This window comes from Yersinia sp. 1652 StPb PI (assembly GCF_041538345.1).
In the GTDB taxonomy this organism is placed as follows: Bacteria; Pseudomonadota; Gammaproteobacteria; order Enterobacterales; family Enterobacteriaceae; genus Yersinia; species Yersinia enterocolitica_E.
Genome location: NZ_JAULSM010000001.1, coordinates 1,555,873 through 1,581,318 on the forward strand (window position 1 = coordinate 1,555,873; position 25,446 = coordinate 1,581,318).

Here is a 25,446-nt window from a genome sequence, read left to right on the forward strand (position 1 = left end):
AGCCGTGTGTTTTAGTGACATAAGCAACATAAGTGGGACATGTGTAAAATACCTCCTAAATTCAATAGGGTAATAATTTCGTGGCGGGTAGCCAGAATTGTCAGAGGAATTACATGAGCGCTGCAATTCCTCTGCGATTAACCGTGAAAACAGTAATTTGTTACAACGTCACTTTTATTAACTGGCTGTTTTTTAGCTGATTGCCAGCATCATCAAAATAAACATAGTTCAAGGTTACTTCACCATTGAGTGAGGTAGGCTGCTGTTCAAAATGATATTGGCGCTCAGCAAAGGGTGTGACCATCATGTCCATCTCTTGTGCTATCAGAAAGCGTTGTTGTTGGTTTTCTAGCTGAATCTGACCAAAAGAGACATGGTATGGTGTGGGGTTATGGGCGGTGAGAATATATTCTTTGTTTTTCTTCTTAAGGGTAAAACTGACTTTTTTCATTGCCTCAGCCGGTTTCGGCGTTAGCCCATCAGGCCGATAGAATATTTTCATTTGGGTATTCATCGCCATAGCAACCTGGGCCTGAGCATCGGTGTTACGCCGAGATTTAGGCGGAATTTCATACAGATTGAGCCAATAAACAGACTCTCGATCTGTCGGCAGATTGTCACCTTTATTGATAATGCGCAGCCCTTGAGCCGCTCCTGCCTGCATTTTGAAAACAGCAGGTAAGACAATGAAAGGCGCTTTGCTCTGATCGGGAGTGCTGTCCACATCGCCATCATCAATCCAGGTCTGCACCACGACCGGATAATCATTGGTATTAGCCAACATCAGGGTGCGCTCACGCGATTCAGGCTGATAAATCATGCGGGTTGAACCGGCCACTAAACCGGCCATGGTGTGTTGGCTGATGCTCAACATCAGTAAAAATAGGCAGAGGAGTCTCATTGTATCTTCACCAAAACGTAAGCGGTCGCATCGACTTTGCCAGCAGTAGGCGTGCCGTTAGGTAATTTTTTCAAGGTGGCGACAAAGTGATGTGAATAGTTATCATAACCAGCCCCATTGCTGCCATTAGCACTGGCACCCGTGAGTACCGGGTACCAACCCGCGTTGGTATTGGCATTGCAATTACTGACACATCCTCCCCAACCAACAAAATTCATTGCCGCGCCGCTGCTGTCACTCAGGCTGATTCCCACGCCGGTGGCTATATTTTTGTCAGTACCATAGTGGTCTGATAAAAGATAACTCACGCCGCCGGCTGCGTTTACTAACCCGAGTCCTTGTGCTTTCAGATAACCGGGTAATGAAGTTTGGATGCCCAGCGCAGTTTGCCCACTATTAATGCCAGATTCCGTACCCGACTGGCATTCGATATCGACAGTGATATCCGCGCTGCGTGATTGATTATCATTAAGTTCGTTCACGGTGATAATAGGGAAAACCACATAAGGTGTGACGTTACGTACTACGCAGGTATTTTTGCGTGTCAGGACAGAGACCGGAGAGGTATTCATACCAAATGCCATATAGCGGCCACTTCCCCATGTTTGGTAATTGGTTGCTGAGTCATAGCCGGTTTCCGGTACTGGCATGCCGGGCCCTTTGAATACCACGTAACCGTTGGGTTGATTGCAGGAATAGCTACCCGAATAGTTATCAGCCGCAGGACCAGAACATCCCCAACTGGAAGGGCCGGGCGTGCGGTCTACAGAACCTACTTTTTTTAGCTCAGCACGGATTTGGCTGAAATGTTTACCCTTAATTTGAATTTTATTCCCGACTACGTCGTACTTTCTCAACGGGACCTGCTGCCAGATACGAGTAAATTCGACGCCAGTATCAACATGAGTCAGTTTCAATGCGGTATAGGGGAAGAAAGTCTGAAAATAGTTATCACCCATATTGCTGTAGCCGCCGACATTACTGTCGCCATTAGTCGCAAAAACTTCAAATAAACTGTCTTTATCGGCCACATCACATTCATAGATAACCGCTTCCGGGTCTGACCAGAAACGGGCGGGTACCAAGCTGATAATGCTGGAGGCCAGGATTGAATCGACAGGCTGAATGTAATTACTGGTTATATTGATATTGCCTAATTGCAAAGACGCACCGTAGTTATCACCACCGATATTGGCGCCTTTCCAAACACATTGTGCATAACTGGGTAAGCTGATGCTCAATAATGCGAGTGAAAAGAATAACCCCATATAGTGTGAGAATAGGGGCTTGTATCGGTATAACCTGGCGTAGTGAGTCGTTATAGGATTCATACTGTTTCTCTGATTCAATGCTGGGTAACGACACACAAGGCATCGAGTTTATATAACTGTTTATCGTTATTGGGCGTGCCTAAGTCGTAATTTAACTGGCAGCGTTCATCGGCGGCATCGCCCCATACCAAAATGAGTGTGCCTCGGGTTCCTTCAGCCCGAACATAAGCCTGGCTGGCCTGACCAACCATACCAACCTCGTTCTTTTGCTGCGGAGCACTGTTGTCGCCGTCGGCCGTCGTGCTGTATACCACGGTGCCCATAGGTAACTGACTCCCATCAGCCAGCCGGACGGTAATGAGTACCGGGTAACCGCTGAGGGTGCGGAAAGTGACTTTCACTGCTGAGCCGGCAAAGGGAGCAACTTGCCGCTCACCATCCTGAAGCTCTGTATTGAAATCCATGCCATCAGGATTGAGCGTAATGGTGTTGTAGCGATACGGGGTGAGTGTTGGCACCAGTGCATAGCCAAATCTGTCAATACTTGAACCTTGGCCATACATCACTTTGGCACCACTGGCGCCTTTGGCCTCGATCAGGGCAAAAGTATCACTCAGATAAGGTCCCAGTGTCACACCGCCACTATGGAAGGCCACCGCCCCACGGGCGCTGGCTGAACCTTGCCAATAACCAGGGCTGCTGGACGCACTGCCGCTCAGACTAGTGACAGGAAGCCGTTTTTGTAAACTGCCACTAAAGGTGTTTTCTTTCGTTTGTTCACTGCGGGCAAAATCCATACTGTAACTGGCGGATTGGTCCTCGCCCATCACACCGGATAATGAGGTCTGATAGCTGGCGCCACTGAGCTTACTGTTGACAGCACCGGCGGAGATATACGGCGCATGCGCACTACCACCTAATGGGAATGAGACCGACATCTGCACCACAGTCTCGCTGATGCCAAGAATATTTGCGCCATTGGCCGCTGGCATGCCGCTACCGGGGTCGACAAAGTAGGTTTCGTTGCTGCCGCCTCCGGTTTTTTGTCGTGAGACCGCAATATTGAAACTGGTATCGCGCCACAGAGTATTGGCATAGCCTAATTGCAACTGTGTATCCCGCTTGCGGTCATTGCGATAATCCTGTGAAGACGCGGTCAAATACAGAGAACCGTAGCTGTTAAAACTCTGATTCATCGATATTTCTGCCCGGCTGCGTTGCCGGTAAGTATCTGAATTCCAGACTTTGCCATTACGGGCTGCACGTACCCCCAAAACATCACTTAAATCGCGATAACCCTCGGTAGAATAGCGGTAACCCGCCACGGATAATGTGGTATTGGTAGCTTCGAACGTGCGGCTGAAGGAGGCTCGCGCCATCCAGCCCTGCTGCCGTTCATCACCATAACTGTTGTCATCCGCTAGGCTGGCATTCGAATAGGTAGCATCCAGCCCTAAGGCACCAATATAGTGGGTAAAGACGCCCCCCAGCATGATGGCCTGATAACCTGACGCCACGCGTAGCCCGGTATTGGCGGTAATGGCGTTACTGACCCCTCGTTGATAAGTCAGTTCACTGAACACTTCACTACTGCTCAGATCCCGCACTTGCCCAGCGGCGAAGCTATAGCGGGAATAACCGGGGCGCAACGACTCCGGCACGGAAGAGAATGGCACCTGAAAGGTGCTTACGCTGCCATCCGCTTCCTGAATTTCTACCGTCAGGTCACCGCCGAAATTGGTGGCTGATAAATCATTAAATTCAAACGGTCCTGGTGACACAGTGGTTTGGTAAATAGACCGATTGTTTTGATAAACCGTGACTTTGGCATTGGTTCTGGCAATCCCTCGCACAATAGGGGCATAGCCGCGTTGCGATTCAGGCAACATGCGGTCATCAGTGGCCAATGCGATGCCGTTAAAGCCCAGACTGGAGAAAAACTGACCCGCGCTGAACGTTTGGCCCAAGGTCACTTCACTGCCTATGGCGGGCAGCGCGCGTTGGCTGTATAGCCGGTTAGAGGTCCAGTTGGCTCCTCGGGTAGGGTCATAGCGCAATGAACCCTGTTGACGCAAACGCCACATGCCAGCATTGATACCATTGGTTAGGCTGAGATAAGTTGAGTTGGTTGAACGCTTAATTCCATCTTTGTTATAGCCCACGTGATATTGGTTCAAGTTGTAATTGCTGAAACCAATGGTATCCCCCGAGGTTAAATTATGGGGGTCAACATAGCCACGCGGCACTTTTTTAACGAACAGCTGTGGTACTGACAAGTCGAAGCGCAACTTGGCGTAATCAAAGCGATAGTCACTGGCCGGCAAGGTGGTTTTAAAATCCAAACAGTCATCTTTTGGGTCGCTGTTTTTCAGCGCCTCCTCAGTGACGCCGGCTTGTTGCAGTAGTGCGACTGACAAACAGGGAATAACCGCATCATTTTTTGCAATAAATATCATTTCTATACGATCAACAAAATTGTTGTTCATATAGAGATCAACTTGATATTTGCCTTCTTGATAGGTGTCTTTTTTATTAAAGCGGGAGATGGAGCCTAAGCCGAGCGCTGAGCCGCGGACTAACGCATCCTCAAATACATATTCGTCTTGATTACTCTGCTCTGCTGCTGACACGAAATGGCTCGCCAGTAAACCGTGCGTTAGCAAATAGGATAACCAGGGAGCAAACCTCACTGGTTATCTCTATAACTGGGCACAGTCTGGATTATCATCACGGCTGGACTACAAATGATAATTCGTGGAAATGTTGGTGCCATAATCATTAACCACGTTCAGCGTCAGCACTTCGCCCTTTTTGGCCTTAATCCCAGCGGGTAAGGCTAAATCAGTGGTCGAATTGGGCGAGAACATCTCACTGGTGGCGAACGAAATCGTTTTCCCATCACTGACCAATTTGGCATCACGCAGGCTGATATAATAACCTGTCGGGTTACTTATCTTGATTTTATCACCGCTAGTGCCATCCAGAGTAACGCGTATCTTTTCACCTAATGTATCGACATTTTCTTTTAATGCCGCAGGGCGGTAAAAAACTTTCATTCGGTTATTAACGATCAAAACCAGTTTGTTTTCGGTCTGCTTATCTGCTTTTAACGCGGGGATCTGCAAGAAGTTAAGATAGAAAACTGATTCACGATCTTTAGGTAAATGGCGCTCAACATATGACAACCGTACCACTTGCCCACTTTGGGCTTCCATACGGAATATCTGTGGTGTCAGTGTGAAAGGGACATCACTTTTTGATGGCGAAGACTGGTTATTACCGTCGTCCATCCATAATTGGACTAAATTCGGATGGTCATCTTTGTTACTGAGCTGTATTACTTTTTCCCGCGTACCTTCGGGATAAATAATACGAGTACCGGTCATGACAACACTGGCTTGCGTCCATAAGGGTACGCCGCTGAGCAGCAACAACGAGCAGGCGATCATTCTGTGGGCAATCAGTGTCATAGCAATTACTTATCCTTGATACTTCTGGTTTGTTTCGACTTCGTTACCGATTGGCAACGTATTCATGATATGGCTTGGATCTCATGAATAGTCAGGGATAGGTGATCGCGTATTGTGCGGAAGCAATAACGCTCCCGGCGGTCGCACGACCTTCTTCCGTAATATATTGAGCTGCCAGATCCTGTGATGCTGAGGTTGCACCGGCGACCAAGGTGATTCCCGGTACTTCAACACTGCCACCAGACATGCGAATTGGGGCACCATTGGTATCAAGTAACTGAATAGCAACATTTTGAGCTGTACCCACATTGCCCAAATTACCCGCCGAAGTGACGTTCATCCCCTGAAAAACCGAACTAATCTTGGTGTCTTGAATGGCAATATTGCAGCCGGTTAGGTTAATCGTAAAATTGGTTTTACCTGCAACTGCATTAACTTGATTCAGGTTGCTGGTCGAAACTGTTGGTAACAAAACTACCGGGGTGTTAGCTGTGCCATTGATATCCACCATGCAAGTTTGTTCGGCTACCTCTCCCTGAAACTTGATAGTGTTATTTGAGGTTGCAGCTAACGCCATACCCGGCAGGGTAAGTAGCACCAACGTCATTAGAGTCTTTCCCATTTAATTCCTACTTAATTTTATAATTTATATTTAGTTGTACGGAGACCTCTAGCATTCATCACAATGAGCGATCATTAAGTTGAATAAAGTCAGCCGTGATTGAGTTGTGCTATTTGGTATCCGGGCCGAGGCTAGTGTAGGGGGAAATAGAGACGGGTAAAATGAGAGGCGTCCTTGTTTTATATGTGAAATTTCCCACAAAAGGTGTAGGAACTTAGTCGATTAAAAAAGCAAAAATTATAAATTACTTTAATTTCAATATCTTATGTGATTTATTTTGATTAAATATGAAATTATATTTTTGCTATCGTGCAGGGATGATTAGTTGATAAATAAAAAAGCCCACCAAGTATGTACTGGCGGGCTTTAGATGAAAGCACTATTTAAATATTTATTTAATCGGGGGTATCGCTATCTATTTCGGCGTATGAGGCAACCAGCTTAACTAATAACTGATTAGTCTCCGTTAACTGTTTCAGATAGTCTGCTCCAAGTGAAATGACGGCTGGCCTATCATGAGCGAGTAACAGGGGTTCGAATCTGATACAACAATCTACCAGATCTTGCGCATCAATCAGTTGTACCGCGCCTTTGATCCGGTGCACCAACGTTGCCATTTCGTTATAAATATCGCTAGCATTCGTACTGCTATCATCCGTTATCAGATGGTCAAACAGTTTCGTTAGCGCGGCAGTATCCTGCACATTGCTTTCCAGCAACGATTGTAATAACTGCAACTCTACCTCAGCTCTGCCACCCGAGAGCGATGTCAATTTATCTTGTGCTGCGACAATAGGGGGCTGTTGCGTTTTTGGGGGCTCACTGTTGTCCGCGGTTGAGTCCCTATTTTCCTGATGGCTCATCTCCATCGCATTGATGCCATCGTCGCCAGTAGTGTGATGATAATTCGCCTCGACATCTTTACCGACAATCTGTTGATGCAGCAAAACAGTGCGTAAGGTGTCAATAGTCACCGGTTTAACCATGCAATCATTCATACCAGCATCAGAACAGCGAGTTATGCTCTCTTCCCGCGCATCTGCGGTACAGCCAATGATTATCATCTCCTTCATTGCCGGACTATTGCGGATATGGGCGGCAAGTTCATAGCCATTCATCAGCGGCATGTTGTAATCGGTGATGACGATATCAAAACTGTAATGTTGCAATATTTTCCAGGCTTCTGCGCCATTTTCTGCGCTCATCACCTGTTCGATGCCGATAAAGGCCAATTGCTGCTGAAGTAACTGGCGGTTGGCCGGAAGGTCATCCACCACCAGAACACGCAGATTTTTCAACTGGTCTAACTGCTTTTCATCAGCATGCAGAATAGTCGCATCTGGCGGTAAATCATCAGCAGTGGCAATCTCCAGTGGTAACGTAATAAACAAACTGGTGCCTTTGCCGAGCTGGCTTTCCAAGCTGATTTGTCCGCCCATTTTATGAATCAATTGATGGCAGATCCAAAGCCCTAGCCCTGAGCCACCAAAACGGGGTGATTTACCTTCGTTCGCCTGGCTAAAGGGTTGGAACAGCGTTGCCTGTGCCGCTGGAGAAATACCAATACCGGTATCGGTAATATCGATATTCATTACGCCATGCTTATCATCTGTCGGCTCCCAAGTCACATCCACTGAAACACTACCTTGTTCGGTAAATTTCAACGCGTTACCTAACAGATTACCCATCACTTGTCGCACTCTGAGCATATCTGCCATCAGCAGGTGAGGGATTTGGTCATCCAGCCAACCCGAGAATCGAAGCCCACGCTCATCGGCGATGGGTTGATAGATAGTCAGCATCCGTTCCATTTCCTGGCGGAAATCTACCACCGCAGGGTGAACACTCAGTTGGCCTGCTTCAATTTTGGCAGAGTCGATGATGTCATCAAGCAGTAACATCAACGATTGAGCTGATTTGGACACGGTAACCAGTGTATCTTTATCAACCGGCTGGGAGCTGCGGATCTCCAGCTCCAATAAGCCCATGATGGCGTACATTGGCGTTCGCAGTTCATGACTGATTGTGGCAAGGAACGTACTCTTGGTCCGGTTGGCGCTTTCGGCTTCGACACGGGCCGCTTCTAACTCACGCTCAACGGTTTTACGTTGGCTAATGTCCAGCCAGCCGCCCAGTAAACTGCGTTCGGCATTGTCCAGTGGAATAATCCACAGGAAGATATCCCGTAGCTCACCATTGATTTCAAGGGATAAATCCACCATTTGTGGTTTTCTGTCCTGTAATACATAACGACAGTATTTATCTATCTCGCGATCAAGCGGACTGGTCATCGGCCAGTTGGCTTGTTCAATATCCTGATTGAGCAAATCGTGAAGCTTATCTTGGTGAGCCGCAGCAAAATGGCTGTTATAAACGGCTAACTCGGCATTGGTTGTACGAATAAAGACCGCAAAGGGCAATGCATTGATAATCGATTCTTGTTGTAGCAAACGGGCATGTAGCAACTTGGCCTGGCGGCGCTTATTGAACACCAGATAGCACAGGTATAAACCGAAGACCAACAATAGCCCTGAACTTATTTTCAACGCCATCATCAGCCATTCATTATCTGATGAGTCTTCATCAAAACTTATTGGCTTAGGCTTGAAGGTACTCCATTCGCTAATTAAGTTGTCTAACTCTTCTGGTGGAATAGATTCAATTACTTTATCTATAATGGCCTTTAATTCGGGCAGGTCTGGGCGGATGGCAAATGCCATCATCAGCGGTTCTTCACCTGCAACCGCGACCGTTTTTATATTCGGGCTAAAATTCTGAGCTGACAGGTAGTTGGCGGTCATCATATTCTTAACGACAGCATCCACTTTACCTTGCTGCAACCAACGCACCAGTGTCATGGTATCCGGGGCTTGGACAAAGGTAATCTTTTGGGCTAACAGGGGGTTACCAATAATCCCGCCAGAAGCACTACCGGCTTGTATCCCCACGCGCTTTCCTGCCAGATCTGCCACATTGTTGATATCCAGGCGATCTTCGCGCGTCAATATACCCCATAAGGATTGAGCTACTGGTGAGGAGTAAAGGTTGTTACCATACATACCGTTGCGAACGGCTACAATCGGCAGTAAATCGGTTTTACCGGCGATAAAATCACGCACCCCTTCACCGGTATCTTTGGTATAGACCGGTTCAAATTTAATCCCGGTTCGGCGCGCGATAATATCGATAAGATCGACTGAGAAACCGGCTATTTGTCCGGTTTGACGATCGCGGAATATCAGTGGTGCCAGATCAAGTGGGGCGACATAACTCACCACCGGATGGTGCTGAATCCAGCTCACCTCTTGTTCGGTCAACAGTAACTTGGCATCAATATTGTAATGATGTTTGCTACCAAACCAGCGTTGCTGAATATCACCGGTCGCGCGGGTAGGTAATAATTCTAAAATCTGATTAATGTAGTCAATCAGCTTTTGATTATTTTCCCTCGCCAGGAATGTGTAAGGGGCAGGGTGATAAGGGGTAAAGTTACGAATTTGCAACGTCAGCAATTGTAACTGATCAATCAGATAGTTAGCTGTTGTGGCATTCGCGACAAAGACATCGGCATTACCATAGGCGACAGCCAACAACCCCTGCAATTGGTTGGGGTAGGCAACAATTTTATCGGCATGATAATTAAATAAAAACTCAGGGGAGAGTGGCTCGTTATTAACGATAGCCACCGTTTCTGGGTGGGTACGTTTGGTCGGGTCCCAATTTTTGCTGCGAACTTCGACATGCCGGTTGGTAAAGAAGGCATGGGAAGCTATCAGCCCCGGCTGAGGGGGCATAGGTGTCCCGGCCATTAAGTCAATCTGGCCATTTTCCAAGGCATTCAAAACTAACCCGTAATCGCAATAACCGATCATCTGGAAAGATAATTGGCTGGCATCACTGATTATTTTCAGGTAATCCGCAACAATACCTTCAATGGCATTATCATCACGGTTAACGACAAAAGGAGTATTGGCATCCATGACCACCCCCACTTTCACCGTGCGCCGGCTTGATTGGCGAGTGTCCGTGGAAGGTGTCAGTAATAGATCTTCACTGTAGCTATTAGCGATACTGTGTATCGTCAATGGCTGCCCAGTATCGCACCCCTGACGACCGGTCATCATTGCGGCATTAAGCTGCCCGCTAAGCAACAGCAAACAGTAAAGAAGAATTCGCAAAGAGAACCTACTCGGTAAAGATAAGGTTGCCCGTGGTAAACCAGAGCCGCCTGAATTATACCAAATTATGGGTATGTGCATAATCTGCCAGTTCAATTACGGAACTTAGCCCTAACTTGGTCAAGATGCGGGTTTTATAGGTACTGACAGTTTTGTTACTGATAAACATTTCGTCGGCAATCTGTTTATTTGACAAACCATTCACCAGATAACGTAAAACATTAATTTCTCGTTCTGACAACAACCGCGCCCGATTGACAGGATCATGGCTGGAAGGTTGCCCGGCTAATTGGGTCAACGTTTCAGAGGGGAAGAAAGAATACCCACGTAATACGTTCTGTGCAGCAAAAAGAATTTCGCTAATATCTTTATTTTTACTGATGAAACCGTTGGCACCGGCCTGTAATGCCCGTACCGCAAAAACTTGCTCATTCTTGGCGGACAAGAATAATGATTTGCCTGTAAATCCACGTTGCTGTAGTTTTTTCAACAACGAGAAACCATCGAAGTTAGGTAACTCAATATCGATAATAACCAGATCAACAGGGTTGTTTTTTAAAATCTCTAAGGCTTCACTGCCATCAACCGATTCGTAAATGGTTGAAAATTCGTTACTTTGTGATAGTAATGCACGAATGGCGACACGAATAGCCGGGTGGTCATCAACTATCATCACTGATTTTGTCATGTTCTCTCCGTAAATCGTTATATCTTGGGATTCGCAGAGTTAATTCACTGCTCCTCACTCGCACCGATCGACTCCAAATGATTACCCAAGACGAGATAAACAAGAACCACGCTGCCGATGCCCAAAGTACTATTTCGGTGATTCTAATCTCTAATTATAGATTATCAAGAAAAGATTCTTACTCATGTATAGCCCGCTGAAGCCAACTCATCACCGCAACCTTATTCTGCCTAGTGAATTGATTATAAACGAATTAGGAATTTTTTTATTAAATTTAAAATAGATTATTCAGAAAAACAGAGAAGAAATAGTTAATTTATAATTCCAAATGTAAATATATACGACTTTTCAGAGTAGGGTGTAGGAAACTTCTATAATCTATTGTGTGGGTTATTCTAGTATGAATATCAGGGAGATAGGTCCTATCTGATAATGGTTTGCGGATGGTAACCTAATGCAATTAATGATAATACATTAACTGTCGCAAAACTGCGGCGGAGCGTGAATCTACAGGATTAAAACAAAAAGCCCGCTTAGTTGCCTAAGCGGGCTTCTCAAATTTGGCTCCTCTGACTGGACTCGAACCAGTGACATACGGATTAACAGTCCGCCGTTCTACCGACTGAACTACAGAGGAATTGTCTGAACGGGGCGAATAATAGCGGGGTATGAGGAACATGTCAAAGGGGAAACAGTAAATTTGGATTGTTTGCTTACAGTTTGCGCAACTTATTGAGAATTTTGACTTTTAGCTCAATCCTTGCGCAAAAAGCGGCCGATTGTTTAACGAAAGAGCGAGCAACGTATTGTTACGCTGCTCGCCAACAAGTCTACTGGGGCGTATCAGCCAGAACAAACATGCCATAGGGATGGATTTGCAGATAATAACTGTCACCGGGGGCGGGTTGCAGTTGTGTGGCATTTACTTGCAATAGCAAAGATTGACCTTGCCAATCCACCAGTACCTCATATTGCGGCCCCATATAAGCCACTTTATTAATAGTACACCGCTGGCTTGGCTCACCTTGCTGACTTAGCGTGATAGCCTCTGGTCGTACACCCACGGTGGACTGTTGCCGTTGGGCGGCAAATCCCTGTGGTTTAGGGATGTGATAACCGAAGATTTCAACGCTACTGCTGTGAATAGTGGCTGGAAAGACGTTAGCGTCGCCCATGAAACTGGCCATAAAATGCGAGGCGGGATGGCGATACAGTTTTTGTGGCGCACCAATTTGCATTATTTTACCTTTATTCATCACCAGCACGGTATCAGACACGGCAAAGGCTTCACTTTGGTCGTGGGTAACATACAGCGAGGTAATAGTAAACTGCTGCTGCAATTCTCGAATTTTATCACGCATGCTGCGGCGCAAATTAGCATCCAGATTACTGAGCGGTTCATCAAAAAGCAGCACTTTAGGTTTGAGGATTAGTGCCCTGGCCAGCGCAACACGTTGTTGCTGCCCACCGGATATTTGATCCACGAAGCGATCGGCAAAGCCGTCTAAATCTACTAACGCTAAGGCTTCTTGTACACGATCTCGAATCTCATCTTTCGGCCGGCCCAGCATTTTCAGACCATAGCCAATGTTTTCGCCCAGTGACATGTGCGGGAACAAGGCATAGGACTGGAATACCATGCAGATATCCCGCTGCTGGATAGATCGGTCAGTCACATCTTCACCATCGATAAAGATTTGTCCGCCGGACGGTTTTTCTAGCCCGGCAACCAGCCGTAATACCGTGGTTTTACCACAACCCGATGGCCCCAGCAGGGTGACCATTTCCCCTTTAGGGATAGCCAGATTGAGACTGTCAATCACGATATTGCTACCAAAACGCTTGGTGACGTGTTTTAGCTCGACGAAATGTTTCTTATCGCGAGTGACTGTCTTTTGCTCTGACAGATTTTTTTGAGTAGATACTGTATTTATAGTAGACATAGCATTCAGCCTTATCAGTACGTCATTATTCAGCATTACTGGCTTTCGAGCGGGCAGTACGCGCTTCGCCAACCAGATAATCAAACAGGAAGATGATGGCGAGCATGACCACAATCAGAATCGAACCATAAGCGATGGCAATACCGTATTCGCCATCTTCTACCCGGTTAAGGATGTAAGAGGTGGCGACCCGTGTATCAGGTGTTACCAGGAAGACGATGGCACTGACGGTAGTCATGGCGCGCACAAAACTGTAAATCAGCGCCGATAGAATCGCCGGGCGTAGCAACGGCAGTAGAATATAAATCACAGTACGCAGCGAACCCGCCCGCAGACTAAGTGATGCCTCATCCAATGATTTATCCAGTTGTCCCAGCCCGGCAATCCCCGCGCGTATCCCTACCGGCACATTACGCATCACCATAGAGATAATAACGATGGCGGCAGTACCGGTCAGGTACACCGGGGCACTATTAAAGGCCAGAATATAGGACACCCCCGCGACCGTACCCGGTACCGCGAAGCACAACATGGTGCTGAATTCGATGGTTTTTTTACCACGGAACTGTTGGCGCACCACGATATAGGCAATCAGCAGACCAAAGGCGGCGGTGATAGGGGCAGCAATACCCGCATAGAGCAGCGTATCGAGCAGAGAAGGCCATGCGCCGTCACTGAAACCTTGACCAAATAGCTGATTAAAGTTATTCAGCGTCAGGGTGTAATCGACCCCCCAGTTGACGGTAAAACTGCCGTAGAAAATGCTGCCATACAGTAAGACGTTAAAGGCAATCCACACATACAGCATGGCGGTGGTGCCCCACACCAGTGATACCGGTAATGGTTGGACATCGCCCCGAGAAGACTTACCAGAAATGGTGACGTAAGAGCGTTTACCTATCCACATATACTGAATGCAGAAGATAAACAGTGAAAACATCAGTAAGATAACCCCCAGCGTGGAGGCGGCTGGATAGTCAAGTTGTGCACCCGTGATATAGAAGTAGATTTGGGTAGCCAGCACGTCAAAGTTACCACCCAACACTAATGGGTTACTGAAATCAGCCAGTGATTGCACAATAACGATTAGGAATGAGTTGGCCAGCGCCGGTTTTAGCAAGGGTAAAAACACCTGCATAAAGGTCTGCCAACGGCTGGCCCGCAAGGTATAAGAGGCTTCCTCCAGCGACGGGTGGATAGTTTTGATTGCGCCATCGAGGATCATAAATGACATCGGCGTAAAGGCTAAAACTTGTGCCAGCCAGATGCCGGTGAAGCCATATAACCAGTTAGTATTGGTCAGTCCGAACCAAGTGACCATCAACTCTGTCACATAGCCGGAGCGGCCCATCATCAAGGTTACACCCAGCCCGACGACAAAGGGTGGGGTAACAATAGGCAGAATTGAGAAGATGCGCCCCAGCAAAGCGGAGCGTTTGGCAATACGCGTGGTATAGATAGCCAGCACCATACCGAAAAAGGTACAACCTATGCCAACCGCCACCGACAGCAGGAACGAATTCCAGATAACTTGCAGGATATGCGCTTGACCGAGGATTGCCATAAACTGCCACGGTGCAAAAGCGCCACTCTCATCGGTAAAGATCGGGATAAAAATGGCAATACTGGGGAACAGAATAAAAACGGTGATCAGGGCAATGATAGTCACCAGTGATCCGAGTACAAAACGGTCACCACCCAGCCATTCAAGGCGCGCCAGCGCCAGAGTAATGATTGCCCCCAGAGCGATAAACAGCCCGATAGTGGCAAATCCTAACCCGCGCCCGAGCCAGGCTGAGCTTACCACCACCAGCAGTGCGCAGAATAAGGCATAGCCTGCATCAAACAGATGGCGGTAGCGATGTTCGCGACCAACGGGTGACAATGGCCTGAAAAGCAGCAGTAACGGCAGGCCAAACCACAGCGTACTGATATTAAGGCCAGACCAACCATAAGAGGCCAGTAGCTCCGAACGACTGGCCTCAAGCAGGCCGTAATCCAGGCTAAACGTGGGCAATAGGGCAAAAGCAGCCACGGCGAAAGCCAGCCAATAGAAAATGGCATCCCGTGTCTGCGGGAGCCGCAGAGCATGTGCATGTGTCATGGTGTTCCCCAGATACCCTTTGTCCCTGGCGTTACAGCAATGTTCGCTTACCTTGCGAACCGGCATGAATGCTATTCAAACCGGTCCCCGACCGATCTGTTATTCACTTGCTGTAACGCCAATGACTCGGTTATAGAAATAAATTATTTATATGAGTCGGAGTCCTTTGTGGGCTTTTATTGGCCCATCTTGACGTCGTTGACCCACTTGGTGATCAGCTTCTTACGCATTTCTGTGGCACCATAAGTGTCCATGTCGTAGTTAATCAGCTTCAGATCATCCAACTTGAGCGAGTTAGGTGAGGTTGCCGCCGTGGTATTGGTCAGAATCTGGTAGGACTGGCCCTTCTGCCATGCCAGTTCTTGTGCCTCTTTTGACAACACCCAATCAACAAATAACTTGGCATTATCCAGATTACGAGCACCCTTTAGGATACTGACTCCGCCGATTTCATAGCCGGAACCCTCACATGGCGAGATCAATTTCAACGGTGCGCCTTTCTCTTTTTCCAGTGAGTAGTCGTGCAGGAAGCCAATACCAATTGTGGTTTCGCCACGGGCAGCATTCCGGGCCGGGGCAATACCGGATTTGGTGTATTGCGACACGTTGGCATTCAGTTTTTTCAGGTAATCGAAGGCGGCATCTTCACCCCATAATTGTGAAAAAGTTGCCAACGCGGTGTAGGCGGTACCAGAGCTTTGCGGATCAGCAATTTGAATTTCACCTTTGTAAACTGGGTTGGTCAGGTCTTTCCAACATTTTGGCTCTGGCAGACCTTTTTCTTTCAAGCGGTCGGTATTCACGCCCATGCCTAAAATGCCGATGTAAACCGCTGAAGAGTAGTTACCTTTGCGTTTGGCCGGATCACGGAACTGCGGCATGATTTGCGCCAGATTAGGTGACTGGTAAGGATAGAGCAGGTCCATTTCACCCGCTTGAGATTGTGGATCCAGAGTGCCGCCATACCAAACATCGGCCTGCGGGTTCTTTTTCTCAGCATCCACTTTGGCCAGCGTGCTGCCGGAACCATTACGAATAAAGCTGGTTTTTACATCGTATTTTGCCCCAAAGGCTTTGGCTTCTTCTTCACACATCGCATTGGTGGCACTGCAATAAATCACCAGACGGCCTTCGGCTTTGGCGACAGTAGTCAAGGCGCTCAGGGTGAGGCCGGCGGCAATCAGAACTGAGAGTGGTGCGAGTTTCATAACATTATCCTTTTATCCCTTTTTGTCGCCGATACGGGGTGACAGGTCGGGCTGATGTTGTAGGGTCGAGGTCGTGCTCACTTCACGTAACGTACTGTTTTATTTTCTTTTTTAGGTACTACTCACCTGCGTTCCATTGCGGGCTAAAGATTATCTTTATCTTGTGGGGCGAATCTCTTTTGCGCGAGTTCCAACCCCGACAAATTCATACCGGTCATTAATAGCGGCATTAATAGCAACCCAACCCCGGCTGATGCCAGCGTCAGTAAGGCAAAAAAACCTTGCCAGCCATAATGTTGCAATACTTGCGCCAGTGGCCATCCCGCGAGTGCTGCACCGAGGTAGGCAAATAATCCGAGAAATCCAGTGACCGTACCGGCGGCGTCTTTATGGGTATATTCCGTTGCCGCCAATCCAATCAGCATTTGCGGTCCGAAAACAAAAAAACCGATACTGAAAAACGTCACTGACAGCAGCGGATAGTTATGTACCGGTGCCAACCACAGCGCGGTCATAGTCAGAAATAACCCCAGCGCGAATAACAAAATCATCGGTGCCCGCTGACCACGAAATAACAGATCTGATCCCCAGCCAGCAAACAGCGCGCCAAATAATCCACCTAACTCAAATAGCGATAACGTGGCATTGGCACTGAGCAAATTGACTCCATGGCTCTCCGCCAGCCAGATATTGCCCCAGTCGTTGAGAGCAATGCGGATCAAATAGACCAGCACATAAGAGACCCCCAGCAACCAGATGGTGCGATTACCTAAAATGGCATCACGTAAAATACGCCCCATCGGCATCGGCGGGCTTTGTTGCTCCTGCCATTGATCCTGTGGATCGCGCCGCCATTGGCCGATAGTCGGCAAACCTTGCTGTTGCGGCTTATCGCACAACTGCCAGCACAGCCAAATCCCTAATATGATGCCTATCGCACCCGGTACCAGTAGTGCGGCTTGCCAGCCATAGTGCGAGGCCAGAAAGGCAGACAGCAGAGGCACTGCCGCCCCCCCGATGCTGATAGAGGTATTCCAGCATCCCCACCAGCTACCGCGTTCACTGCGTGAATACCATGTGCTGAGCAATTTGGCGCATGGCGGCCAGCCCCATCCTTGAAAGAAGCCATTCAAGGTCCACACAATTAACAGTGCGGGTAGGGTGTGGCATAGGGTGAACACCACATTCAGCACCCCGGTCATCATCAGGCCGATACCCATAATCCAGCGGGCTTGAGTCCGGTCGCTGACGATACCGGAGACAAATTTAGAACCGCCGTAAGCCAGGTAAAACAGGGTGCCGAGTAAGCCGATATCCCCTTTGTCCAACCCCAGTTCCAGTTGCATCACTGGCATCGCGTAATTGACACTTTTACGCGTTAAATAAAAAGCGGCGTAACCCATCACCATGGCGGCCATCAGGCGCGGCCGCCAATAGCGATAACGCGCATTCACCTGTTCCGGCGTCAAAGGCTCGGGGGGTAAAGTCTTCGACGACGTGTGCGATGCAGGCATGGATTCCTCCAGTAAGTGAGTTGAGTGTAGGGAAGGTGAAAGTGAAAGAGATGAGACAAGGTTTTAGGCGGCTAGGAATAATGCTTATTTATGAAGACTTTTGATTCAATTTTGTGGGCAGGTTCACAGTGTCATTACTGCGGACGTGAGTGGGTAGATTGACCACCACCCGGGTACCTAACCGGCGTTGCAGTAACCAGTCTCCCCCCAGTGCGCGCACCCGTTCTTCAATGCCACGCAGGCCAAAACCACCTCCTGGCGGTTGCACCGGAATACCCATGCCATCATCGCGCACGTCCAGCGTGATGATATTGTTACCGATGCGCAGGCTGACATGAATATTGCGAGCCTTGGCATGCTTATTAATATTGTTCAATAACTCCTGCACCAGTCGATACAGGGTGAATATCACCGCATCTTCACCAGGGTCGGGTGGCAGCGCATAATCCAGTTGGAAGTTGATACCTTGCTCGGCAAAAGCAAATTCTTCAGCCAGATGGTGCAGTGCTTGATCCAGCGGCATTTCATCCAGAACTGGCGGACGTAACTGGCGTAACAGTTGGCGCGTGGTTTGATGAATACGTTGCGACAGGGTACTTATCTGATTTGCTGCGGATTGCGCTGCCGCAGAGGGGGCGCTGCGGTTGACTAACATCGCCTGGATTTGAATTGCGGTGATATTCTGGCCAATTTCATCATGCAATTCGCGTGCGATCTCTTTGCGCACATCCTCCTCGGTATGCACCAACCGTTCCATCAGCTTACGGCGGGTTTGCAGTTCTTGTTCTAACTGATTGCGGTAACGGTGCAGATGTTGGGTCAGTTGCTGTTGGCGGCTGATGGCGATACCTAATGTCATTCCCAGTAAGGCCTGGGTCGAGAGGAACAGCTCCAGTTCCGACAGGTCATGAAAAGCGCCACTGGCCTGACGGGTGACTGTTATCATCAGGCTGCCTAATACCGCAGCCAATACCCCCCCTTGCCAACCGAATTTGTAAGCCATAAACACATTGGGTAGAAAAACAAAAATCAGCAACAGGCGCTCCATATTCGGCGTAATAGCAACCTGTATACACACGCCAATGGCAAAAATAAGCGAGCACCAAATCAGTAGCGAGGTACGCAGCGGCGGATCGGGCATCTGTTGGGAAAACAGGTTACGGATGTGCTGCTGCTTTAAATATTCATAGATAAGATAGGTAAAGGGGACTAGCAAAATACCGCCGGTAAAGGTGGCAAGCAGGGTCTGCGTTAACGATAAAGGCAGCCAAAAACCCAGTACGAAGCCGTGCAGTAAGCTGTTGCCCGTCACCGCAGTGAGTAAAAGTAATAGCCGTTGCCAATAAAGGGTGTAGTGATGCCAGAAACGTTGACTCAGCCAGGCGGGCAATAAACTCAGCGCCGATGAAAGCACAATTAAGGCAGTAACTTGCAACTTTTCGCTATACAACCACCACAACATCCCAGATTCGGCCAGCAGCAGTACCGGCCAATAACGGCGGGGTAGCAGAATCATTAAGGCCAGCCGTAGCCCTTGCGGCAGCAGTAAAACGGCGTGTAAGCCGTCATTGCTGAGATAAAAACTGATGGTCCACAGGGCGAGCCAACTCAGAGAGTAGAAGATGGTCAGAAACAGCGATAGCCCCACCGACCGTAGCTGTAACATACTTAATTACCTGCCAACAACTGATGCTGTAGGGCAAAATGCACCAGTTCGACAGTGGTTTCACAGTTGAGTTTGCCCAGAATATTGGCTCGATGGACGTGGACGGTTTTGTGGCTGAGTGACAATTGCTCGGCAATGGATTTAACACTGATTCCATTGATTAACAATTGGAAAACCTCTTTCTCGCGTGGCGTTAATATTGCCAGTTGTGGCGGATGTTGTGGTATATAACGCAGTGCTCGCAGTGCGTCAGCACACAGATAGAGGCCGCCGCCATTGACCGTCCGCAGCGCCTGAACCAATTCATCCGGGCCACAGCGTTTAGTCAGATAGCCGCTGGCACCCGCATCCATCGCACTTTGCACAAAGGCGGTGGTGTCATAAATACTCAGAATAATTGCGCGAAAATGAGGCATGGTTTGACGCAGACGTTTGAGCAGACTTAGCCCGCTTTCATCCGGCATCGAAATATCCATAACGGTAACATGCACATCGATATTCGGTAGTTCGGCCCACGCCTGCGCTGCCGAACCATATTCACCAATAATGCGAATATCTTTTTCCAGCGAGAGCAGTTGGGCAAACCCAGAGCGGACGACAATATGGTCATCTATCAATGCAACATTAATCATGATTTTTCTGTATTACGGAACCTAGCCTGCATGATGCTCATCAATCTTTGTTGTAGCAATAATTGTTATCAAAAATGTTAGAGGCTTAACAGATGCAGGAAAAATCTGATTATTAACTAGGCAATTATTATCTGAGAAATGAAGCGCTCCACGTGATTGACGGTGGAACGCCTTTGCTATCGAGTGGGGAGCCGTCCCAACTACGCTGATTTTTTACTGCGATAAATCCGCTGTGGCCGACCCACCTTGCCATAAATAATTTCTGCCTGTAGGGCCTGATTAGTGGCACAGAACTCCAGATAACGGCGTGCCGTGGTACGGCTTAATCCCAGAACCTGGGCGACAGTTTCTGCGGTGTACTCCGCCGTGTTATCACTGAATAGGGTTTGGATTTTGTCCAATGTCATCTGGTCTATGCCTAATGGTAGCGTCACTTTCTGTTCACCACGGGCATAGGTATTATACATTTCATCGATCTGGCGCTGATTAACCTTGGTACCATCTTGTAATACCTGATGGCGGTGGCTGTAACGGGCTAATGACTGCTCCAACCGCTCATAGGCTACCGGTTTAATCAGGTAATCAAAAACCCCATAACGGATTGCTTCAGATACCGTCTCACTATCGCTGGCCGCAGTGACGAAAATAATGCCACCAGAGAAACCCTGTAAGGTCATCTCACGCAGTAATTCCAGGCCACTACCATCGGGCAGATAGTTATCCAGCAAAATTAAATCAGGCTTGAAACGCATCACCATGCTGCGGGCTTGTTGCAAATTACCCGCGAGCCAAACTTCGTGGCAATAGCTGCTTTGTTTGATAAATTCTGCATGCATCTCTGCCAGCGGTGTTTCGTCTTCTACCACTAAAATATTAAGCCATTCCATGGGATCTCCTCATCTTTGAGATCAACGCGTCTTCGGAATAAAGACCGTAAATAAGGTGCCGCGCGGCGGATTTTCTTCTATCGTAATGGTGCCGCCACTTTGCTGAACATAGGTGGCTACCAGGTACAGGCCGATCCCGTGTTCGTCTGAATTTTTAGAGCTGATACCGCGTTCGAATAAGCTATCTTGCAGTTGCGGATCGATACCGCAACCGTGGTCGGCAACCTCCAAAATCAAGTTATCCCCTTCATCAGAAAGGTAAATTTCAACCTGTTTATCGCATTCCGGGTTCTTCAAGCTAGCCTCAAAAGCGTTATCCAATAAATTCCCCATGATAGCAGCCAATTCGTTCTCCCCGATGGTGGGCGGCAGTATGCCCAACTGGCAACCGGGAATAAAGTTCAAGCTCAGCCCTAACTCTTTGGCCCGGTGGTATTTACCGAAGAGTAAAGCGGCAATTTGCCGGTTACTGAACGCGGTGCGTAACATATCAATCAGAGCCTGATGGGATGAAGACTCGGTTTTTACCATCTCAAGTGCCCGATCAAACTCTTTCATCTGCAACAACCCACTGATGGTTGACATCCAGTTCAAGTGTTCATGGCGCACCGTGCGTAGATTCTCGACATATTGCTTAATCTGGCTCAGTTGGACGCTAAGAGTATGAATATCATCCTGGCTACGAAAGCTCACCACCCAGCCTTGAAACACCCCCTCTTCAGACCAAATACCCGCCCGATTGGCGATAGTATTCAAGCCATTAAAGGTACATAGCTCATCCTGACGGTTATCGCCGGTTTGATCGAGGAAGAAATGGTCAGGTGAGACCACTTCACTGACGTTGCAACCTATTAACTGTTGTGGTGTGGCGGAGATGTGCAGCATTTTACGCGCATTTTGATTGATTGCAGTGATCCTTCCCTCAGGATCAACCGCCAGCAGCCCTTCAAATACGGCACCAAACAAGGCTTCTTGTTGGCGTAATACTCGCGCTATCTCTTTCGGCTCCATTCCCATCATTTGGCGGCGGATGTGGTGTGCAAACAGCCATGACAGCAATAGCAATACAATCAGCACCATGATAAACGAGTGAGTGAGTGGCAGCAGATAAATGAGTCGCCAGTGGTCAATCTTGCTGATGAGGTAGCCCAGAGAAACGACCCCGATGATTTGTCCGTGTTCGTCGCGGATCGGGGTTTTAGCCCGCATCGCTTCCCCCATCGAGCCTTTACCGAAAATGATATAACTTTCACCTCGTTCCAGCGCACCGGGTTTCGTCCATTGCATCGGATAACCAATCATTTGCGGATTAGGGTGATACAGACGAATCGACTGAGTATCGCCAATCACCAGATAATCAAGATCTGAGGTATCACCTAACCGCCCCACAATTTGTGCTAACTGAGCTTTATCGCGGCGTTTTACTGCATCCACCACCGAATCCATCGCGGCGATAATCTTGGCCTGATTCATCGCGGTTTTACTGACCTGATCCAGTAAATATTGTTCAAAACTGTGGCTCAGAAAACGATCAAGTGTACCAACCAAAATGATCGAGACGGTTAATAGCAGCAAAAATATACGCAGTGGGAAGGCAATATTCTTCAAGCGACTCCATTTCAGACCGTGCCATTTTAATTTGCGTAATGGGGAAGAACCTGAAGAGGAACTGGGCATGCTACTCACCTTAATTAACATATGGACCATTAGCACAGGCATTAACATAAGTGAATTTAAGCAATAATTAAATAGCTAAGAGAAATAAAAAATAATATTAATAATTAAAGAAATTAAAACCATTAAATAACTTATATTTACTCTCTTATATGTGAAATAGGTCAATTAACAACGCTATTTTTATGTTTAGCATGTGGTCGTAAATTAATTGAAATTAAAAATCAGTTTTTAAATGGTTATTTTATATTGTTGTTTTTATGTGAATTTTTAATTTAAATCGCACGCTTTTACTTGCCTGATTATCGGGAGTTTAACTTGTGCTTTATTTGTTATATAAACGTTATGCTAGAGAGTGAATTATGGATACGGTATTTAGTCAAATTAATCGTTCAGAGCATCAGCAAATTGCAGAAATAACACGTTTCTTGCGTGCTAACGATCTGAATATAGATACCACTGTTGACGTATTTATTACCGTAAGCCGTAATGAACAACTCGTGGCCTGTGGCGGGATTGCCGGTAATATTATCAAATGCGTGGCAATCAGTGAGCAGGTTAGGGGGGAAGGATTGGCGCTGACCCTGGCGACCGAACTGGTCAATTTGGCCTATGAACGTCACCATAGCCATCTGTTTATTTATACCAAGACCAAGAATGAAGACTTATTTAAAGCCTGTGGCTTTTATCCGATAGCCAGTGTCCCCGGTATTGTGGTGTTGATGGAAAATAGCGCCTGCCGCTTGCAGCGTTATGCCAAACAATTAAGCCAGTTACGCCAACCGGGACAAAAAATTGGCAGCATCGTAATGAATGCCAATCCGTTTACCCGTGGGCATCAATATTTAGTCCGCCAGGCCGCGGCACAGTGTGATTGGTTGCACCTGTTTTTGGTGAAAGAAGATAACTCGCGTTTCCCTTATGAAGACCGCCTGCAATTAGTGCTCAGTGGCACCGAGGATATTACCAATCTTACCGTGCATCCTGGCTCGGAATATATGATCTCTCGTGCCACTTTCCCATGTTATTTCATTAAAGATCAAGGTGTGGCCGATGACTGCTATACCGAAATCGATCTGAAGATATTCCGTCAATATTTGGCCCCGGCATTGGGTGTCACTCACCGCTTTGTTGGTACCGAACCGTTTTGTACCGTGACCGCCAAATATAACCATGACATGAGCTACTGGCTGGAAACCCCGTTATTAGTCTATCCCCCCATCTCACTGGTAGAAATTGAGCGCCTTAAATATCACAACACCGCTATTTCTGCCTCTTGGGTACGCAAATTACTGGCTCAGGGGGATGGCGAAACCATTCGTAAATTGGTCCCCCCCGCCACCTGCCACTATCTACAACGCCTACTGGCGCAGCGGGCAAAAAAGGTAGCTTCAGCAAAGGATCCAGCCCTGTTTTAGCCGAATAAAACAGGGCGCAAAGATAGGTGCAGATACGTAGATCAGCAACCTCGAATTTGAAGACAAGTTAATCAGGTGAAAAATGAAAATTATCAGAGAGGCCGTCGCCGGAACACTGGAGTCGAGCGACGTGATGGTGCGCATTGCGCCATTAAATCCACCCGAAATAGATCTGCAAATACATAGCAGTGTGGATAAGCAGTTTGGTGAAGCTATTCGTTACAGCGTTTTGGCGCTGTTGGAACAGTATCGGGTAAACGGAGTGCAACTGATTATTGACGATAAAGGCGCACTGGATTGCGTATTGCAGGCACGGTTGGAAACCGCGCTACTCAGGGCAAGTAACGAAAAAATTCTGCCATGGAGAGCATCGTGATGAAACCTGAAATGAAAAACAGAATGCGTCGCAGCATGTTATTTGTTCCCGGCGCTAATGCTGCAATGGTAAGTAATGCCTTTATTTATCAGGCTGATGCATTGATGTTCGATCTGGAAGACTCGGTTATTCTGCGCGAAAAAGATGCCGCCCGACGTTTGGTCTATCACGCCTTGCAACACCCGCTTTATCAAGATGTGGAAACCATTGTGCGAGTCAATGCGTTGGACTCAGCCTACGGACTGGCCGATTTGGAAGCGGTGGTCCGAGGGGGGGCCGATATTGTACGTCTGCCCAAAACTGACTGTGCGCAAGATGTGACCGATATGGCGCGCGAGATCAGCCGTATCGAGTCGGAATGCGGCCGCGACGTTGGCAGTACAGGTCTACTGGCCGCGATTGAGTCAGCACAAGGGATTACTCAGGCACTGGCTATTGCACAGGCATCTCCGCGCCTGATGGGGATTGCATTAGGTGCAGAGGATTATGTGCGTAACTTGCGTACCGAGCGCTCACCAGAAGGTATTGAGCTGCTGTTTGCGCGCTGTTCAATTTTGCAGGCGGCCCGCGCTGTTGGAATTCAGGCTTTCGATACCGTCTATTCCGATGCCAACAACGAGGCCGGTTTTTTGCAGGAAGCCGCATTGATCAAACAACTGGGCTTTGATGGCAAATCGCTGATTAACCCACGGCAAATCGAACTGCTACATAACCTCTACGCCCCGACCGAGAAGGAAGTCCAGCACGCACAACGAGTGGTCGATGCGGCGGCGGCGGCGGAAGCCGAAGGACGTGGGGTGGTCTCCCTGAACGGCAAGATGGTAGATAGCCCGGTGATTGAACGGGCACGGTTGGTTTTGCAACGTGCGGTCAGTGGCCTGCGTGAGGAATAAA

At 47.9% G+C, this 25,446-nt stretch carries 18 protein-coding genes and 1 tRNA gene; 3 read left to right on the top strand and 16 right to left on the bottom strand.

All coding sequences use genetic code 11. The features are described from left to right. Positions 1-160: 160 nt before the first annotated feature. The 16 genes from Q2T71_RS07015 to dpiB form a co-directional block, all read right to left on the bottom strand. Positions 161-901 carry a molecular chaperone gene (locus tag Q2T71_RS07015; RefSeq protein ID WP_372558552.1) on the bottom strand — a complete coding sequence of 247 codons (741 nt, stop codon included), beginning with the start codon at positions 899-901 and terminating at the stop codon, positions 161-163. Continuing rightward, a complete protein-coding gene (locus tag Q2T71_RS07020; RefSeq protein ID WP_372558553.1) occupies positions 898-2,232 on the bottom strand; it encodes a fimbrial protein in 1,335 nt (444 codons plus the stop codon). The genes Q2T71_RS07015 and Q2T71_RS07020 overlap by 4 nt, the downstream gene beginning before the upstream one ends. A 14-nt stretch (positions 2,233-2,246) precedes the next feature. Further along, positions 2,247-4,862, bottom strand: coding sequence for a fimbria/pilus outer membrane usher protein (locus Q2T71_RS07025; protein ID WP_372558554.1), 2,616 nt, complete (start codon positions 4,860-4,862; stop codon positions 2,247-2,249). Positions 4,863-4,910: 48 nt separating this feature from the next. Further along, on the bottom strand, positions 4,911-5,642 hold the full coding sequence (locus Q2T71_RS07030; RefSeq protein ID WP_372558555.1) for a molecular chaperone: 732 nt from the start codon (positions 5,640-5,642) through the stop codon (positions 4,911-4,913). A gap of 91 nt (positions 5,643-5,733) precedes the next feature. After that, positions 5,734-6,264, bottom strand: coding sequence for a fimbrial protein (locus Q2T71_RS07035; RefSeq protein ID WP_372558556.1), 531 nt, complete (start codon positions 6,262-6,264; stop codon positions 5,734-5,736). Between the two features lie 395 nt (positions 6,265-6,659). Further along, on the bottom strand, positions 6,660-10,418 hold the full coding sequence (locus Q2T71_RS07040; protein ID WP_372559870.1) for an ATP-binding protein: 3,759 nt from the start codon (positions 10,416-10,418) through the stop codon (positions 6,660-6,662). 79 nt (positions 10,419-10,497) lie between these two features. Continuing rightward, on the bottom strand, positions 10,498-11,130 hold the full coding sequence (locus Q2T71_RS07045; RefSeq protein ID WP_004705218.1) for a response regulator: 633 nt from the start codon (positions 11,128-11,130) through the stop codon (positions 10,498-10,500). A 561-nt stretch (positions 11,131-11,691) separates the two neighbouring features. Next, positions 11,692-11,767 (bottom strand) — tRNA-Asn (locus Q2T71_RS07050). 193 nt (positions 11,768-11,960) lie between these two features. Beyond that, complete coding sequence (fbpC, locus tag Q2T71_RS07055; RefSeq protein WP_372558557.1) at positions 11,961-13,073, bottom strand: ferric ABC transporter ATP-binding protein; 1,113 nt, start codon at positions 13,071-13,073, stop codon at positions 11,961-11,963. A gap of 25 nt (positions 13,074-13,098) precedes the next feature. Next, the gene (locus tag Q2T71_RS07060; RefSeq protein ID WP_372558558.1) at positions 13,099-15,177 is read right to left on the bottom strand and encodes an ABC transporter permease; all 2,079 of its coding nucleotides are present in this window, start codon (positions 15,175-15,177) and stop codon (positions 13,099-13,101) included. 176 nt (positions 15,178-15,353) lie between these two features. Next, positions 15,354-16,385 (bottom strand): ABC transporter substrate-binding protein, encoded by a 1,032-nt coding sequence (locus Q2T71_RS07065; protein ID WP_372558559.1) that lies wholly within the window; start codon positions 16,383-16,385, stop codon positions 15,354-15,356. A 143-nt stretch (positions 16,386-16,528) separates the two neighbouring features. Next, on the bottom strand, positions 16,529-17,899 hold the full coding sequence (uhpC, locus tag Q2T71_RS07070) for an MFS transporter family glucose-6-phosphate receptor UhpC (RefSeq protein WP_372558560.1): 1,371 nt from the start codon (positions 17,897-17,899) through the stop codon (positions 16,529-16,531). 88 nt (positions 17,900-17,987) lie between these two features. Next, the gene (locus tag Q2T71_RS07075; RefSeq protein ID WP_372558561.1) at positions 17,988-19,565 is read right to left on the bottom strand and encodes an MASE1 domain-containing protein; all 1,578 of its coding nucleotides are present in this window, start codon (positions 19,563-19,565) and stop codon (positions 17,988-17,990) included. A 2-nt stretch (positions 19,566-19,567) separates the two neighbouring features. Then, positions 19,568-20,197 (bottom strand): response regulator, encoded by a 630-nt coding sequence (locus tag Q2T71_RS07080; RefSeq protein WP_083159218.1) that lies wholly within the window; start codon positions 20,195-20,197, stop codon positions 19,568-19,570. Between the two features lie 200 nt (positions 20,198-20,397). Next, a complete protein-coding gene (gene dpiA, locus Q2T71_RS07085) occupies positions 20,398-21,084 on the bottom strand; it encodes a two-component response regulator DpiA (protein ID WP_372558562.1) in 687 nt (228 codons plus the stop codon). Between the two features lie 21 nt (positions 21,085-21,105). After that, on the bottom strand, positions 21,106-22,782 hold the full coding sequence (gene dpiB / locus Q2T71_RS07090; protein WP_372558563.1) for a sensor histidine kinase DpiB: 1,677 nt from the start codon (positions 22,780-22,782) through the stop codon (positions 21,106-21,108). A 338-nt stretch (positions 22,783-23,120) separates the two neighbouring features. On the opposite strand from dpiB, the gene citC reads away from it, so the two are divergent. The 3 genes from citC (at position 23,121) to citE (ending at position 25,445) form a co-directional block, all read left to right on the top strand. After that, on the top strand, positions 23,121-24,176 hold the full coding sequence (gene citC, locus Q2T71_RS07095) for a [citrate (pro-3S)-lyase] ligase (protein ID WP_372558564.1): 1,056 nt from the start codon (positions 23,121-23,123) through the stop codon (positions 24,174-24,176). A gap of 82 nt (positions 24,177-24,258) precedes the next feature. Beyond that, positions 24,259-24,552: a citrate lyase acyl carrier protein gene (gene citD, locus Q2T71_RS07100; RefSeq protein ID WP_372558565.1), complete on the top strand. Its 294-nt coding sequence runs from the start codon at positions 24,259-24,261 to the stop codon at positions 24,550-24,552. Next, positions 24,552-25,445: a citrate (pro-3S)-lyase subunit beta gene (gene citE, locus Q2T71_RS07105; protein WP_372559871.1), complete on the top strand. Its 894-nt coding sequence runs from the start codon at positions 24,552-24,554 to the stop codon at positions 25,443-25,445. Before citD ends, citE begins: the two co-directional genes overlap by 1 nt. Position 25,446 lies beyond the last annotated feature (1 nt).